Annotated in this window: 15 protein-coding genes and 1 tRNA gene; 11 read left to right on the forward strand and 5 right to left on the reverse strand. The window is 43.4% G+C overall.

All coding sequences use genetic code 11. From position 1 onward, the window contains the following. Positions 1 to 45 precede the first annotated feature (45 nt). A complete protein-coding gene (locus DXD04_RS16620; protein WP_147330763.1) occupies positions 46 to 282 on the reverse strand; it encodes an STM3941 family protein in 237 nt (78 codons plus the stop codon). A gap of 667 nt (positions 283 to 949) precedes the next feature. Between DXD04_RS16620 and DXD04_RS12205 the strand changes: the two genes are divergently transcribed. Together DXD04_RS12205 and DXD04_RS12210 are read left to right on the forward strand one after the other, a co-directional pair. Next, entirely contained in the window at positions 950 to 1522 is a 573-nt protein-coding gene (locus tag DXD04_RS12205; protein ID WP_147330764.1) for a hypothetical protein, read from the forward strand. Between the two features lie 133 nt (positions 1523 to 1655). Then, complete coding sequence (locus tag DXD04_RS12210; protein ID WP_204507043.1) at positions 1656 to 2351, forward strand: MgtC/SapB family protein; 696 nt, start codon at positions 1656 to 1658, stop codon at positions 2349 to 2351. Between the two features lie 297 nt (positions 2352 to 2648). On the opposite strand, the gene DXD04_RS12215 is transcribed toward DXD04_RS12210, so the two are convergent. After that, positions 2649 to 2722 (reverse strand) — tRNA-Asp (locus tag DXD04_RS12215). A 260-nt stretch (positions 2723 to 2982) separates the two neighbouring features. On the opposite strand from DXD04_RS12215, the gene hisH reads away from it, so the two are divergent. From hisH to lysA, 7 genes are all read left to right on the forward strand, one after another. Beyond that, a complete protein-coding gene (gene hisH, locus DXD04_RS12220) occupies positions 2983 to 3573 on the forward strand; it encodes an imidazole glycerol phosphate synthase subunit HisH (RefSeq protein ID WP_022054378.1) in 591 nt (196 codons plus the stop codon). Positions 3574 to 3594: 21 nt separating this feature from the next. After that, entirely contained in the window at positions 3595 to 4317 is a 723-nt protein-coding gene (hisA, locus tag DXD04_RS12225; RefSeq protein ID WP_117673562.1) for a 1-(5-phosphoribosyl)-5-[(5-phosphoribosylamino)methylideneamino]imidazole-4-carboxamide isomerase, read from the forward strand. A gap of 22 nt (positions 4318 to 4339) precedes the next feature. Further along, positions 4340 to 5095, forward strand: coding sequence for an imidazole glycerol phosphate synthase subunit HisF (gene hisF / locus DXD04_RS12230; RefSeq protein WP_007561807.1), 756 nt, complete (start codon positions 4340 to 4342; stop codon positions 5093 to 5095). Positions 5096 to 5130: 35 nt separating this feature from the next. Beyond that, positions 5131 to 5742 (forward strand): bifunctional phosphoribosyl-AMP cyclohydrolase/phosphoribosyl-ATP diphosphatase HisIE, encoded by a 612-nt coding sequence (hisIE, locus tag DXD04_RS12235; RefSeq protein ID WP_007561805.1) that lies wholly within the window; start codon positions 5131 to 5133, stop codon positions 5740 to 5742. 9 nt (positions 5743 to 5751) lie between these two features. After that, positions 5752 to 6432 (forward strand): cell division ATP-binding protein FtsE, encoded by a 681-nt coding sequence (locus tag DXD04_RS12240; protein ID WP_117673563.1) that lies wholly within the window; start codon positions 5752 to 5754, stop codon positions 6430 to 6432. 115 nt (positions 6433 to 6547) lie between these two features. Next, positions 6548 to 7873 (forward strand): aspartate kinase, encoded by a 1326-nt coding sequence (locus tag DXD04_RS12245; protein WP_117673564.1) that lies wholly within the window; start codon positions 6548 to 6550, stop codon positions 7871 to 7873. A 107-nt stretch (positions 7874 to 7980) separates the two neighbouring features. Continuing rightward, positions 7981 to 9141, forward strand: coding sequence for a diaminopimelate decarboxylase (lysA, locus tag DXD04_RS12250; RefSeq protein WP_117673565.1), 1161 nt, complete (start codon positions 7981 to 7983; stop codon positions 9139 to 9141). 11 nt (positions 9142 to 9152) lie between these two features. Here the strand turns inward: lysA and DXD04_RS12255 are convergent, their stop codons facing one another. Beyond that, the gene (locus tag DXD04_RS12255; RefSeq protein ID WP_259296004.1) at positions 9153 to 11342 is read right to left on the reverse strand and encodes a DUF5686 family protein; all 2190 of its coding nucleotides are present in this window, start codon (positions 11340 to 11342) and stop codon (positions 9153 to 9155) included. Positions 11343 to 11460: 118 nt separating this feature from the next. Here DXD04_RS12255 and DXD04_RS12260 point away from each other — a divergent pair, with 118 nt between their 5' ends. Together DXD04_RS12260 and DXD04_RS12265 are read left to right on the forward strand one after the other, a co-directional pair. Beyond that, on the forward strand, positions 11461 to 12162 hold the full coding sequence (locus DXD04_RS12260; protein WP_117673603.1) for a Crp/Fnr family transcriptional regulator: 702 nt from the start codon (positions 11461 to 11463) through the stop codon (positions 12160 to 12162). Between the two features lie 204 nt (positions 12163 to 12366). Next, complete coding sequence (locus DXD04_RS12265) at positions 12367 to 13704, forward strand: DUF3667 domain-containing protein (protein ID WP_181977483.1); 1338 nt, start codon at positions 12367 to 12369, stop codon at positions 13702 to 13704. A gap of 90 nt (positions 13705 to 13794) precedes the next feature. Here the strand turns inward: DXD04_RS12265 and DXD04_RS12270 are convergent, their stop codons facing one another. Both DXD04_RS12270 and DXD04_RS12275 read right to left on the reverse strand, forming a co-directional pair. Further along, positions 13795 to 14034: a TIGR03905 family TSCPD domain-containing protein gene (locus DXD04_RS12270; RefSeq protein WP_117673604.1), complete on the reverse strand. Its 240-nt coding sequence runs from the start codon at positions 14032 to 14034 to the stop codon at positions 13795 to 13797. 105 nt (positions 14035 to 14139) lie between these two features. Beyond that, a complete protein-coding gene (locus DXD04_RS12275) occupies positions 14140 to 14877 on the reverse strand; it encodes a YebC/PmpR family DNA-binding transcriptional regulator (RefSeq protein WP_007561794.1) in 738 nt (245 codons plus the stop codon). Positions 14878 to 14897 lie beyond the last annotated feature (20 nt).

Genomic DNA, 14897 nt, shown 5'->3' on the forward strand with positions numbered 1-14897 from the left:
CCGTTATGCTATTGAGAAAATGTGCAAGGAAAAGAAAAGTTTAAATCACTTCAGGATTAAATATGGGATATGTCTTATAGAATTATAAAAAGTAGTGACGCATATAAACAGCCCTCCACCTCCAAAAAATATAACACCTAACCAGCCTCCACAAACTTTGGTCATGGTTTTACAACTATCGTCTGCAATAATAAAAATTGCTCCTATAGCAAAAATCACACAACATATAACCAACAGCAAGTTTTTCCACAAACTTTGATAAATCTTTATTTCTGCACCCATAATCTCTTGACTTAATTTATTCAGAATCTCACAGTTTATCCGTTTATTTCATAATGAATGAGTTACAATGAAGCAAGAAAATCTTCTGGCATTCATTTTTCACCTAAAATCTAAATTACTACAAGCAAGCCATACTTAAAAAAACATCTGTTCATCACAAAATCCAGATAATATGCAATTTATAAAAAAGTAAGGAAAAACCAAAACTTGCATATTGTGTTATCAGATACATTTTTACCATCATTGACAGGTGTCATTATTCCAACACCTCACATAACATTGTATAAGAATATAGAACTCTTACAAAGATGTTATTTAGCATAAGCATATAATTCCCCAATATAATATCATGGCCCTACAAATAAATTTCAGTATCTTTGGTTATTAGTATAGTTCATCAAAGTTACTCCACATTAATTCATCTGTACCAACAATATGAATATTTATATCCGATTCCTATTCTCAGAAAATAGAACCTTTGACGGTTCTGCCAAATATTGAGCATCTAAAAATCAAAAACAAGACATCTTGACTGCCCTCTGGAAGAAAAAAAGAATAATGTACCTATACATATTATAATCAGTAAAAAGATAACGATTTCCTATTACAGATAAAAATAGAAATATATCTACAATAATAATTATCAGATATAAACAAATTTCATTATATGTTTCAAAGTAACGAATCAAAAAGAACCTATTCCTATTTATTAATAATCTTTACAATCATCATGTTCGGCATCGCAATCTATCTGCTAATGACTCAAGGTAGTAGTCATGGAATAGTATGGGGCGGCCGTTATGGTAATAAACTGGAAGGTACACTTAATGGTTATGGAGTTTTATTAATTGCCTGCGGCATGCTGTTATGTACACTCTGCTGGTTATGGCAAAACAGGCCAAAAGGTTTTTCCATTTCAATGGGAGAAACAAAAAATGTAGTAATCAGCAATGCCACAACAGAACAAGCAAAGGAAATTCTTTCATCCGAATATTATCCGGCAAAAATATGTATGTTTATAACCAATAAGGCTAACAAACATACTTTACAAATCATTAGAACGAATATCAGAATCTTCCAAATATTCTTATTTGACAAGAACAGACAAGTATTCCATCTTATCGGACCTCATAAAAATACAGAAATCTCACTTGAACAGGTTTGTAAAATAACAGATGATTATTTCTGCTCTTCCAACCTACTGAAAGAAGAAAAGTACACATGGGAGATAAGTTTATAAATACGATCTCCAAATCGGAAATATTTTTATATGGACTGCATTAAAAGCCATTCTAACGCATTTTTAATACAACTCTAACAATATTCTAATACCACCTTCCCCCATTCCCGCAATACCTTTGCCAGAAAAAAATATGATGTTATTTTACGATTACTTGGCAAGAATGGGGTGTGCTTTCGTAATGGGCACATTAATTGGTATTGAACGGCAGTACAGGCAACGTAATGCCGGGTTGCGGACTAACATCCTTGTTTCAGTAGGAGCTGCAGCCTTTACCGTACTCTCATGTGACATGACGATAGGTAATGGAGATCCGTCAAGAGTGGCAGCACAAATTGTTTCAGGGATAGGCTTTATAGGAGGAGGCCTCATCCTGAAAGACGGGTTTAATGTCAGAGGGCTGAACACAGCAGCTACTATCTGGTGCTCTGCTGCATGCGGCACATTATCTGGAGTCGGTCTATATGCAGAAGCAGCAGTTTTAGTGGCCTGTGTATTAATCACACATTGCCTATTCCGGCCTTTATGCACATGGATTGAGAAAAAAGAATCAGGACTTTTTCAATATACAGTCCATGTGGAGTGCGAGCAAAATCTGTCCAATAAAATACAACAAATAATCATGAATGTCTTGTCTTTTGACCGCAACGTAAAATTAAATGCTTTATTCCACAAAACAAGTGGCAAAAAAGCAATTGTTTATTGCGATATGGAAATGCAAGGAGAACACAAGGTTTTATTGGACCTGCTTGTATCCCGTTTACGTTCGCAAGATGGGGTATTCAGTGCAGGATGGGAAAAGAAGAACTTACCACAAGAGGATTTCTAACATCAAAATAGATAACCTAAAAAGGACTATGAAATAAAAGAAACATGGAAAAGCGCTTTTTACGTTTCCCGACCGTGAAACGTACGGCTCTCTATGCGGAAACCTACGTTTCCCACATGAAAAACGTAAGGTTCCGGTGCAGGAAACGTAGAACAAGCAGAAGAAACCGCAGAAAACCGTATATAGGTTTCCTTGTTTCGATGCAGAATATACTCTTATAGCTGCTGCCAGGGAGTACCTGAAACAGGAAAAGCATAAAAAAAGTCCTTGATTCATTCAGAATCAAGGACTTTTAAGCGGTGCGTACGGGACTCGAACCCGTGACCCCATGCGTGACAGGCATGTATTCTAACCAACTGAACTAACGCACCATTAAGTTTTTTCGTTGCCATCTCTCTCGATTGCGATGCAAAGGTAGTGCTTTTTTTTGAATCTGCAATAGCTTTCCGAAAAAATATTCAAAAAAGTTTTACGCCTCATTTTTTAGAAAGCCACACATAGGAGGTTCTTACAAAAACCTTGTCAGAAAACCACCATCACAGACAAACTTTTTGTCGCTTTTATTAGGAGATTGTTTATAATTCGTTACTTTTGCAAAAACTATTTTTTTCTACAAAAAAAACAGCACTGAATGAAAATTGCAATCATAAAATACAATGCAGGCAACCTCTTTTCGGTGGATTGTGCACTGAAGCGACTGGGTGTGGAACCTGTCATCACTAACGACAAGGAGACACTGCTCAGTGCCGACAAGGTGATTTTCCCGGGAGTGGGCGAAGCACGTACCACCATGGATTACCTGAAAGCTTGCCACATGGACCTTCTCATCAAAGAGCTCAAACAACCAGTATTAGGTATTTGCCTGGGGATGCAGTTGCTCTGCCGACATTCGGAAGAAGGTGATGCGGACTGTCTGGGAATCTTCGATGCGGAAGTCAAGCGATTCCAGTCGACCAATCCTGAAGAGAAAGTTCCTCATATGGGATGGAATACATTGTCACATCTCCGCAGCCCGCTCTTTCAAGGTATGAAAGAAGAAGAGTTCGTGTATTTCGTGCATAGTTTCTATGTGCCGGTCAACGAATTTACAGCGGCCACAACCGACTATATCACTCCTTTCAGTGCGGCCTTGCACAAGGATAACTTCTATGCCACCCAGTTTCATCCGGAAAAAAGCGGAAAGGTGGGAGAATGTATCCTGCGCAACTTTTTGAATCTCTAATCACGAAACATTATATAAAATATGATAGAACTTATACCAGCCATCGATGTCATCGACGGGAAGTGTGTACGACTTTCTCAGGGCGACTATCAGTCGAAAAAGGTTTACAACGAGAATCCAGTGGAAGTGGCCAAGATGTTTGAAGCGCATGGCATCCATCGCCTGCATGTGGTCGACCTGGACGGAGCGGCTTCCAAGCATGTGGTAAACTATAAGGTACTGGAAGCACTGGCCGGACAGACTTCGCTGGTCATTGACTTTGGCGGAGGCATCAAAAGCGATGAAGACTTGCACATTGCCTTCGAAAGCGGAGCGCAGATGGTAACGCTGGGCAGCATCGCCGTAAAGGAGCCGGATACGTTCAACCGATGGATGGAGGTATATGGCAGTGAACGGATTATTTTAGGAGCGGATGCCAAAGACGGGAAAATAGCCGTCAACGGATGGCTGGAGTGCAGCCGTCTGGAGCTGATGCCGTTCTTGGATGACTATATAAAGAAAGGTGTCGCAAAGGTACTCTGCACGGACATCTCTCGCGATGGGATGCTCAACGGGCCGTCTTTGGAGCTATACAAGCAAATCATGGAGGCGCACCCCGACCTGCATCTGATAGCCAGCGGAGGCATCAGCTGCATGAAGGACATTGAAGCACTGAACGAAGCAGGTATTCCGGCAGTGGTATTCGGCAAGGCTTTCTATGAAGGGCGTATCACCCTGCAGGACTTGAAAGCTTTTCTCCCTTAACTCTTAACTCAAGAAACTGATTATGTTAGCAAAAAGAATCATACCCTGTCTTGACATCAAAGACGGACAAACGGTGAAAGGTACCAACTTCGTCAATCTGCGACAAGCAGGCGACCCGGTGGAGCTCGGAAAGGCTTACAGCGAACAAGGAGCCGACGAGTTGGTGTACCTTGATATCACAGCCAGCCACGAAGGACGGAAAACGTTTACAGAGCTGGTGAAACGCATTTCTGCGGAAATCAACATTCCTTTCACCGTGGGAGGAGGTATTCATGAACTGAGCGATGTGGAACGTCTGCTAAATGCCGGAGCCGACAAGGTGTCTATCAACTCTTCGGCCATCCGGAACCCGCAGCTCATCGATGACATCGCCCGCCATTTCGGTTCGCAGGTATGTGTGGTGGCCATTGATGCCCGACAAACCCCGCAAGGCTGGAAATGTTACCTCAACGGAGGAAGGCTGGAGACCGACCGTTTCCTTATGGAATGGGCGGAAGAAGCCAACAGCCGCGGAGCCGGGGAAATCTTGTTTACCAGCATGGACCACGACGGGGTAAAGGAAGGATATGCCAACGAAGCACTGGCCGAACTGGCCGACCGGCTTACCATTCCGGTCATTGCTTCCGGAGGAGCTGGCAAGAAAGAGGATTTCCGTGACGCATTTACGTTAGGAAAAGCTAATGCCGCCCTGGCAGCCAGTGTTTTTCACTTCGGTGAAATTCCAATTCCCGAATTAAAAGATTACCTTTGCAAAGAAGGTATCGCCGTGCGCAGATAACTGTTTAAACTAACTATATTATATAAAGTAAGATTATGGAACTGGATTTTGAAAAAATGAATGGCTTGATTCCGGCCATTATCCAAGATAACTATACGCAAAAAGTATTGATGCTGGGATTCATGAACAAGGAAGCCTACGAGAAAACCATGGAAACGGGTAAGGTGACTTTCTTCAGCCGTACCAAAAACCGTCTGTGGACCAAAGGAGAAGAAAGCGGAAACTTTCTGCACGTGGTTTCGGTAAAGGCTGACTGTGACAACGACACACTGCTCATCATGGTACATCCGGAAGGCCCTGTCTGCCACAAGGGCACAGATACTTGCTGGGGAGACAAAAACGAGCAGGACATCATGTTCCTGAAAGAGTTACAGGATTTCATCGACCGTCGCCGTCAGGAAATGCCGGAGAAATCGTACACCACCAGCCTGTTCAATTCAGGAGTCAACAAGATGGCACAAAAGGTAGGTGAAGAAGCTGTAGAAACCATCCTCGAAGCCTGCAATGGAACCGACGAACGCCTGATTTACGAAGGAGCCGACCTGCTTTACCACTTGATTGTGCTGCTTACGTACAAAGGCTACCGCATTGAAGACTTAGCCCGTGAATTGAAAGAGCGTCACAGCGCCACCTGGAAAAAACACTAATCACTATATATGGAAGAACAACCACTCATTTCTTACCAGCACGTAAACGTGAGCTTGCAAGGACAGGAGATTCTTTCTGACGTAAACCTGGAACTCCGGAAAGGCGAATTTGTCTATCTCATCGGGAAGGTGGGCAGCGGAAAGTCTACTCTCCTGAAAACCATCTACGGTGAGGTGGAGATTGATGCCGGAGAAGCATGGGTGCTGGGAAATGCCATGCGCACCCTGAAACGGAAGGACTTCCCTACCCTGCGCCGGAAACTCGGCATCGTGTTTCAGGATTTCCAGCTACTGACCGACCGTACCGTGCACGAAAACCTGAAATTCGTGCTTAAAGCTACCGGCTGGAAAAACCGTACCGAAATAGAACGGCGAATTGAAGAAGTGCTCCAGCAGGTTGGCATGGAAAACAAGGGGTACAAAATGCCTAACGAACTTTCCGGTGGAGAACAGCAGCGTATCGTCATCGCCCGGGCCATACTGAACAAACCGGAAATTATCCTGGCCGATGAACCGACCGGCAATCTGGACGTGGAAACCGGACGGCGCATCGTGGAATTATTGCAGGACATCTGCCGTCAGGGCTCAGCCATTCTGATGACCACGCACAACCTCAACTTGCTTTCGGAATATTCCGGAAAAGTGTACAAATGCGAACATCACCGTCTCACGGAAACGACAAATTCATAAAAAAGACAAAGGAGTAAAAGGATTTTTGCCCAAATGACCCCAAAATAGGGTTTTTATTATTACATTTGCTCCCGAAATTAATTAATTATAGAACATTTAAAATTCGAAACGTAAAATGAAAGTTTTAAAGTTTGGAGGTACATCTGTGGGTTCTGCACAAAGAATGAAGGATGTGGCCAAATTAATCACTGACGGCGAACAGAAAATTGTAGTCCTGTCTGCCATGTCAGGTACGACTAACACATTAGTTGAAATTTCGGATTATCTGTACAAGAAAAATCCAGAAGGTGCAAATGAAATCATCAATAGACTGGAAGCGAAATATAAACAGCACATTGATGAGTTGTATTCTACCGAAGAATATAAACAGAAAACACTGGATTTCGTAAAATCTGTATTCGATTACATTCGTTCTTATACGAAAGACATATTTACTTTATTTGAAGAAAAAGTCATCCTAGCTCAGGGAGAAATCATCTCTACCAACATGGTGACTAACTACTTGTGCGAGCAGGGCGTAAACGCGACATTGATTCCGGCACTGGAATACATGCGCACTGACAAGAACAGTGAACCGGACCTGACTTATATCCGCGAAAAACTGTCGGCACAACTGGAAGCAAACCCGGGTTATGAAATCTATATCACTCAGGGATTCATCTGCCGCAACGCATACGGTGAAATCGACAACCTGCAGCGTGGAGGAAGTGACTATACGGCTTCTCTGATTGGAGCTGCCATCAATGCTTCTGAAATCCAGATCTGGACAGACATCGACGGTATGCACGACAATGACCCGCGCGTAGTAGACAAGACTTCTCCGGTACGTCAGCTTCACTTTGAAGAAGCAGCTGAACTGGCCTACTTCGGTGCAAAGATTCTGCACCCGACTTGTATCCAGCCGGCTAAATATGCCAACATTCCGGTACGTTTGCTGAACACCATGGAACCGACTGCTCCGGGCACACTGATTTCTAACGATACGGAAAAAGGCAAAATCAAGGCGGTAGCTGCCAAAGACAACATCACCGCTATCAAGATTAAGTCAAGCCGTATGCTGCTGGCTCACGGTTTCCTCCGCAAGGTATTTGAAATCTTTGAAAGCTACCAGACTCCGATTGATATGGTATGTACTTCAGAAGTGGGTGTATCTATGTCGATTGACAACACAAAACACCTGAACGAAATCGTAAACGACCTGAAGAAGTACGGTACAGTAACGGTAGACCATGACATGTGTATCGTCTGTGTAGTGGGCGACCTGGAATGGGAAAACGTAGGTTTCGAAGCAAAGGCACTGGATGCAATGCGTGAAATTCCGGTACGTATGATTTCATTCGGTGGAAGTAACTACAACATCTCTTTCCTGATTCGTGAATCAGATAAGAAGCAGGCGTTGCAGTCATTGAGCAACGTGCTTTTCAACGGTAAAGAGAAATAAAAGCAACCTTTTATAAAAGCTAAAGGCGGAGGATACGGTCAGTAAAAACCGCATCACCGCCTTTTTTATTCTTCTAATATAACAACAATCACAACTAAACCCATTTTATGAAAGCTAATTTTCCAATAGAGCAGTTCCGAAAACTGGAAACGCCATTTTATTATTATGACACAAATCTGCTTCGTGAAACCTTAAATAAAATCAAGGAGGAAGCAGGAAAATACAATAAATTCTGTGTGCACTATGCGGTGAAAGCTAATGCCAACCCTAAAATATTAGGCATCATTCGTGAAAGCGGACTGGGAGCTGACTGCGTAAGCGGCGGCGAAATCAAAGCTGCCATCAAGGCCGGATTCCCTGCTAGCAAGATTGTATATGCTGGAGTAGGAAAAACAGACAAGGAAATCAATCTGGGACTGGATTATGACATTTTTTGTTTTAACGTTGAGTCTATTCCAGAACTGGAAGTCATCAACGAACTGGCTGCAGCAAAGAACAAGATTGCCCGCGTGGCTTTCCGTATCAATCCGGATGTAGGTGCTCATACGCATGCCAATATCACTACCGGACTGGCAGAAAATAAATTCGGTATCAGTATACAAGACATGGATCGTGTGATTGACCTGGCACTGGAGATGAAAAACGTGAAGTTCGTAGGATTACACTTCCACATCGGCTCACAGATTCTGGATATGGGCGACTTCGTGGCACTCTGTAACCGTGTAAACGAATTACAGGAGAAACTTTTTGCCCGTCAGATTATCGTGGAACATATCAACGTGGGAGGTGGCTTAGGTATTGACTATGCACACCCCAACCGCCAGCCGATTCCTGACTTCGCAGAGTATTTCGCTACTTATCACAAGCACCTGCGCCTGCGTCCGCAGCAAACGCTTCACTTTGAATTGGGACGCTCAGTGGTAGGTCAGTGCGGTAACCTCATCACTAAAGTTATTTACGTGAAACAAGGTACCAACAAGCAGTTTGCCATCGTAGACGGAGGAATGACCGACCTGATTCGTCCGGCTTTGTATCAGGCTTATCACAAGATTGAGAACCTCACTTCGGAAGAACCTGCAGAAGCATACGATGTAGTAGGTCCTATCTGTGAATCATCGGATGTATTCGGAAAAGCCATCGACCTGAACAAGGTACACCGTGGCGACCTGATTGCACTTCGTTCTGCCGGAGCCTACGGTGAAATCATGGCTTCTGGATATAACTGTCGTCCACTTCCGCAAGGATATACTTCGGACGAGTTAGTATAATGCAACTATTTTTATTTGTTGAATAATTCGAAGGTAAATTTACATCCCAAGGAGGTAAATTTACCTTTTTCATTTCCGATAAAGACACCCACATCAAACAAGTGGGTAGCAAAGCCGTAACCGAATTCCAGATAAGGATTCAGGTGGGGCATGAAAAGAACGCCGGCATAAATACGTTCCTTCTGTACGAACGACAACAAACGGGTGACCGGATATAAGAGGATGAAAGGTGCCTCAAAGGTCAGATTACCTCGTATGTAATGACTGGAAGCATTGTACCAGCGTCCGTCCAGCATCTGGAACGTACCTCCAATATCGTCATTCCAACCCTGGGGAAGATTCAAGTTGGCAAAATGCGCATAATCCACAAAGTACATATCCGATTGATTGGTAAACATACCGGCTCCCACATGATAAGCCAGTGAACGCACATTCTTCAAACGAATGATTTGTTCCACAGAACCTTCGATTCGTTCATAGGTACCGGAATTCTTTAAAACTTTGATACCCCGTTCGTAATCCAGCATAAAGGTAGGAAAGAAAGAGCCGACATTTATCTTTCGGTTGCCGTTCATATAATAATACATGCCCGGTGTCCATTCCAGACGAATACGGGGAGCGAAACTGTTATAATTAGAACGTACACGTGCTTCCACTTCCGGCGTACTCTTAGTATAACGCCAATGCATAGCCAAACCTGTGCCTAACTTTAGTCCGTTGCACAACTCAATGTTATGCGATATATCTACGTATACATCTTTAAAATAATCCAATTCAAGTCCATCGAAGGTAAACGCACTGTCCGGAATCTGCTCCAGCTGGTCGAGTACCACACTACTGTAAATTCGGTTACCATTTCCTCCATGTACTTCAATGGAGCCCAATTTCCGAGGATTGTAGATATATTCCATATCCGCCTTGGCATAAAACTCTTTCTTTGTAAAGTTATAACCAATCTGAGGAACAATACGTAGCAAACGCCCATCATGGAAAAGCTTGTTGTACTTAAATACCTGCCGATAGGATATTCCGTTCCGGTGGCTATAACTCACTAATAAGGGATTGATAATCGGAGAGCAGTTGATGCTTCCCACTTTAGAGATGTCAATGTCATAGCTGCTAATCAAGGCATCCCCCAGCTGCCCCAAGAACACCATGTTCTTCTTCAGTTTTGTAGGCTCTGCCTTTATCGTATCGGCCTCCCGTTTCAATCGCCGCTCATCCGCCGAACGGTAAAGCGAATCCTCATAAGCAGACAAAGGAATCGGACGGATGCGGTTGAACGAGTCACGTTCCACCACGAGCCGACTGGTATCACACGACAAAGTATAAGAATTCGAAAGATTATGGTCGTTCGTTTTCTTGACAATCCATTCCTCCCCCGGCTTACGATAAACAACCGATGAATACTTCATCCACCCCGTATACTTCATCTCCAGATGATTCTTCAGGAACTTGAAGTTCAAATCAAGATTCAGTAAAACAGGAAGATATTTCGTATCTTCCTCCTCGCCCATCTGCATGCTCAGTTGGAACCTTACCAGGTCATAACGTCCCTTGAGATTCATTCTTCGGATAGTCCAGTCGGCTGATGAAAGCCACAGAAAACCTTCCACCAACTGCGTGCTCCGGTAACGGGGTACGACACGAATGCAATACAATTCTCCTCCCAACCGGTGCTCCACCCTTTCAAGCAAATAATGATAATGTACCTGAGCCTTTCTGTTCAGCGGTGAAAGTATCCTGTTACCCATCAGCGAAGGAGCATAAATATTGAACTTCATGTAGTCCATAATGTCGAATATCTGCCCTCTGGTGCTGGGGAAAGTCGTAGATATTGCCCTGACCTTCCGGTCGTAAATGGCAGGAGCCGTATATTGCAGCTCACTGATAGACTCATGAAAATAATCATTTATACCCTTTTCCAGACGAAACATGGAAGGCACATACTTGATAATCCGGTTCTGCTTATGTACTTTCAGATGACCTTTCAAATACAAATCGCCCTTGTATCCTTTCACCTCACGCAAATAAATAGATGCAGAATGAAACATGTAATCCAAAATAGAATCGGCCACGACAGGCTTTTTCGGAAGGTACGGAGCATTGTCGCGCGCCACCCCTCGCAGTGGGAAACAGCACAGCAAGCACAATGCCAGCAAGCCCCACAAAGCCTCATATAAGCCTTTCAGTTTTCGCATATTCACAGCAAATATATAATAAAGCCCTTATCTGAGGCCATTTTTATGATGAAAAAAAAGAATATTTTCAATTTTTCTTCGTACCTTTGTGCTTAATAACATGGTTTTGGAACATTTTATGGTAAAAAAGGAATTAACAGAAGCTGAGATTGCCGAAAGTATACCAGATTTATGGCAACCATTAACACAGCAACAACGCGAATTGCTGGCACAGAATTTTACGATTCAGAAATACAAAAAGAACGAAACGATTTATTGTGAAGGTGAAACACCGGAGAATTTGATGTGCCTGCTGAACGGAAAGGTAAAGATTTACAAGGACGGCGTAGGGGGACGCAGCCAGATTATCCGAGTAATAAAGGACAAAGAATACTTTGCCTATCGTGCCTATTTTGCCGAAGAAAATTTCGTGACCGCTGCTGCTGCCTTTGAGCCATGTACCATGTGCCTGATTCCCATGCCCGTCATCGTACAGCTAATTATGGAAAATACGGAGCTTGCCATGTTTTTCATCAAACAGTTGTCGAAAGATCTGGGTATCTCCGACGAAAGAACAGTCAACCTGACTCAGAAACATATTCGGGGACGTTTGGCAGAATCATTGCTCTTCCTGAAAGATACCTACGGCGTGGAAGAAGACCAGTGTACTCTGAGCATCTATCTCTCCAGAGAAGACCTGGCCAACCTCTCCAACATGACCACATCCAATGCCATCCGAACCCTGTCTAATTTCGCCGCCGAAAAACTGATTATTATCGACGGACGAAAAATCAAGCTCATTGACGAAGAAAAATTAAAGAAGATAAGCAAGATTGGATAAACTTGCGGGTAAAATACCTCTTGTTTGTTCATTCACCGAGTGATATTGTTTCTGTGAGACATGCTTCAAGAGAAACAATATCACTTTTTTATTTCCTTAAATCCTAATACCACCATATTCAATTCCCCGCAGAAAAACTTGCTAAATTCATTTTACAGACGTACTTTTGTGTCAAAATATCATTTATATTACATTTCTACTGACATGGAAAATACCACACACAAAGAAGAAACCCACAAGACTCCTTTCGCCCGGATGCGGCAAAGACTGAAAGAACGAAAGCACCGGGTGATGCGCCTCATCGAATTGAAACGCCTCCGGAGAATACGTAAAAAGACCGTACCCGGGTACACCTACTGCAAGAATTGCGGTACCAAGCTGGAGGGCATGTATTGCCATTGTTGCGGACAATACGCCCTCGATATCTACCAGCCTTTCTGGAAATACCTGAGACAATACATTGAAAATGTCTACCAGTTTGACAGCAAAATCTGGCAAACTTTGTGGCTGATGTTCACCCGCCCCGGATTCCTGACCAACGAATTCAATGCCGGAAAAATCAATTCCTACGTACATCCTTTCCGGCTCTATATGTGCATCTCCGTCGTTTTCTTTACCCTTTTCTTCATGATAGCCTCCGACAAAGCCAATCAGGCATTGCAGGCTGTAAGCTCCCTAAACATCAACGACGGAATTGTAGCACAGCTCAAATCATCTGCTACCCTGCCCGATACATGTGTGTATGTATACCAAGGCCCTGAGTTAGTGAAGGCCTTTCAAGAAAGAGGAGTAGAAAAGGCCGAGGAGCTGTTCAAAGTGCAACGTCTGGACGACCGGTTCTCTCTTTCCTACATGCGAATGCCCCGAATCGTGGCCGACTCCTGCCTGCATGAAACAACTCTCCGGCAAAAAGACCTGAATACCATTCTGAATCTGAAAAAAGTAAAAGGTGAATACTTGAATAATCTGATTGAGGAAGAAGAGATTACCTCTGAATCCCTGCAAGCCGCGCGTCATTTCCAGGTAGATTCCACCGGTACTGCTCTTACTCCCGTATACGAATGGAGAGAAGACCACAACGATGAAGCACAACAACTTCGTCAGGAATCCTTTCTCAACCAGTTTTTTGGAGATTTGTCCAAATGGACTCCGCTCTACATGATGTTCCTTCTGCCACTATTTGCCTGGCTTTTGCAGGGAATGTTCCGGAAATCCAAACTTCCTTACATGTGGCATTTCGTACACGCGATTCACCTGAATACCGTGTTTCTGATACTGATTCCTATTCCACTGGTACCCGTGCTGACAAGTGACACTTTTATGGAATCATTTAAGGGAAACATGCCAATGTATACTCTCCTTATCTTCGTAGCAGGCATGTTTGTGTACACCTACATTTCCCTGCATACAGTATACCGCCGAGGATGGATACGTACATTTGTCAAGACAACCGTTTTCCTGGCTGTCTTTACCTTCATTTCACTAGCCATTGCGGCTGCGCTATTGGTATTCCTGCTTTCCACTCTTTCTGAGCAGCTTTAATATCAAACATTCACATAAAAAGAGCACTCCCGAGACATAACATTCATCTCTCAGGAGTGCTCTTTGCTTCAATATCCCTCACTTAGTCACTTAGATTTCCCGCAAAGCCTTGCAGAGCTGGTCGGGACAAGAAGTCGGCTTCCCGCCACAACGGATACCTTCCAGACGAGCAATCACTTCATCTATTTTCATACCTTCCACCAGGGCTGAAATCCCTTTCAAGTTTCCATTGCAACCACCGGTAAAATGCACACCCTTCAGTATGCCATCCTCTACCTCAAAATCAATCAGAGAACTGCATGTTCCCATCGTACGATAAGTATATTTCATTGTCATCAATATGCTAGTCGAGTTAACATAAAAAGAGAACGGAGCACCACTTGCCGGATTATTCCGGCCGGATACTCCGTTCCGTCATTATCTTTCAAGAAAAGCTTATTCAGCGTCTTCTTCCGGTTTCATGTTAGTATATACGGTCTGTACGTCGTCAAACTCTTCCAGACGTTCTACCATCTTATCGATAGTTTCACGCTGTTCCGGAGTCACATCTTTCAGGTCGTTCGGGATGTAAGTGAAATCACCACCGACATCTTCAAAACCACATTCTTCCAAATGCTTCTGAATAGCCGCATAGCTCTTCGGATCACCGTAGATAGTGATAGTTCCTTCTTCCGGATCTTCATCGAATTCGTCCTCTACGTTGTAGTCAATCAAGTCCAGAATCAGTTCTTCCATATCGATACCTTCTTTCTTCTTGAAAGTGAACACACACTTGTGATCGAACAAGAAGGCCAGTGAACCTGTAGTACCCAAGTTACCGCCAAACTTGTTGAATACAGAACGTACATCGGCTACGGTACGAGTAGTATTATCAGTCAATGTATCTACGAATACGGCGATTCCGTGAGGACCATATCCTTCGTAAGTCATACCTTTGTAATCGCTCTGGTCTTTACCCATTGCGTTCTTGATGGCACGTTCGATGTTATCCTTCGGCATGTTTTCACGCTTACAAGTAGCGATTACCGAACGCAGAGTCGGGTTGTTTTCCGGTTCCGGACCGCCAGCCTTTACCGCAATTGCAATTTGTTTACCCAGACGTGTAAAGGTCTTTGCCATGTGACCCCATCTTTTAAGCTTCGTAGCTTTTCTATATTCAAATGCTCTTCCCATTGGATGATATTTTAAATTTA

The sequence above is a fragment of the Phocaeicola plebeius genome, assembly GCF_003437535.1.
GTDB classification, from domain to species: Bacteria; Bacteroidota; Bacteroidia; order Bacteroidales; family Bacteroidaceae; genus Phocaeicola; species Phocaeicola plebeius_A.

Excerpts from the sequence above, each read along its gene's own strand:
- DXD04_RS12265 (WP_181977483.1), top strand. The coding sequence starts at position 12,367 with ATGGAAAATACCACACACAAAGAAGAAACCCACAAGACTCCTTTCGCC.
- DXD04_RS16620 (WP_147330763.1), bottom strand. The coding sequence starts at position 282 with ATGGGTGCAGAAATAAAGATTTATCAAAGTTTGTGGAAAAACTTGCTG.
- hisF (WP_007561807.1), top strand. The coding sequence starts at position 4,340 with ATGTTAGCAAAAAGAATCATACCCTGTCTTGACATCAAAGACGGACAA.
- hisH (WP_022054378.1), top strand. The coding sequence starts at position 2,983 with ATGAAAATTGCAATCATAAAATACAATGCAGGCAACCTCTTTTCGGTG.
- DXD04_RS12270 (WP_117673604.1), bottom strand. The coding sequence starts at position 14,034 with ATGAAATATACTTATCGTACGATGGGAACATGCAGTTCTCTGATTGAT.
- DXD04_RS12260 (WP_117673603.1), top strand. The coding sequence starts at position 11,461 with ATGGTAAAAAAGGAATTAACAGAAGCTGAGATTGCCGAAAGTATACCA.
- hisA (WP_117673562.1), top strand. The coding sequence starts at position 3,595 with ATGATAGAACTTATACCAGCCATCGATGTCATCGACGGGAAGTGTGTA.
- DXD04_RS12210 (WP_204507043.1), top strand. The coding sequence starts at position 1,656 with ATGATGTTATTTTACGATTACTTGGCAAGAATGGGGTGTGCTTTCGTA.
- lysA (WP_117673565.1), top strand. The coding sequence starts at position 7,981 with ATGAAAGCTAATTTTCCAATAGAGCAGTTCCGAAAACTGGAAACGCCA.
- DXD04_RS12255 (WP_259296004.1), bottom strand. The coding sequence starts at position 11,342 with ATGCGAAAACTGAAAGGCTTATATGAGGCTTTGTGGGGCTTGCTGGCA.
- DXD04_RS12205 (WP_147330764.1), top strand. The coding sequence starts at position 950 with ATGTTTCAAAGTAACGAATCAAAAAGAACCTATTCCTATTTATTAATA.
- hisIE (WP_007561805.1), top strand. The coding sequence starts at position 5,131 with ATGGAACTGGATTTTGAAAAAATGAATGGCTTGATTCCGGCCATTATC.
- DXD04_RS12275 (WP_007561794.1), bottom strand. The coding sequence starts at position 14,877 with ATGGGAAGAGCATTTGAATATAGAAAAGCTACGAAGCTTAAAAGATGG.
- DXD04_RS12245 (WP_117673564.1), top strand. The coding sequence starts at position 6,548 with ATGAAAGTTTTAAAGTTTGGAGGTACATCTGTGGGTTCTGCACAAAGA.
- DXD04_RS12240 (WP_117673563.1), top strand. The coding sequence starts at position 5,752 with ATGGAAGAACAACCACTCATTTCTTACCAGCACGTAAACGTGAGCTTG.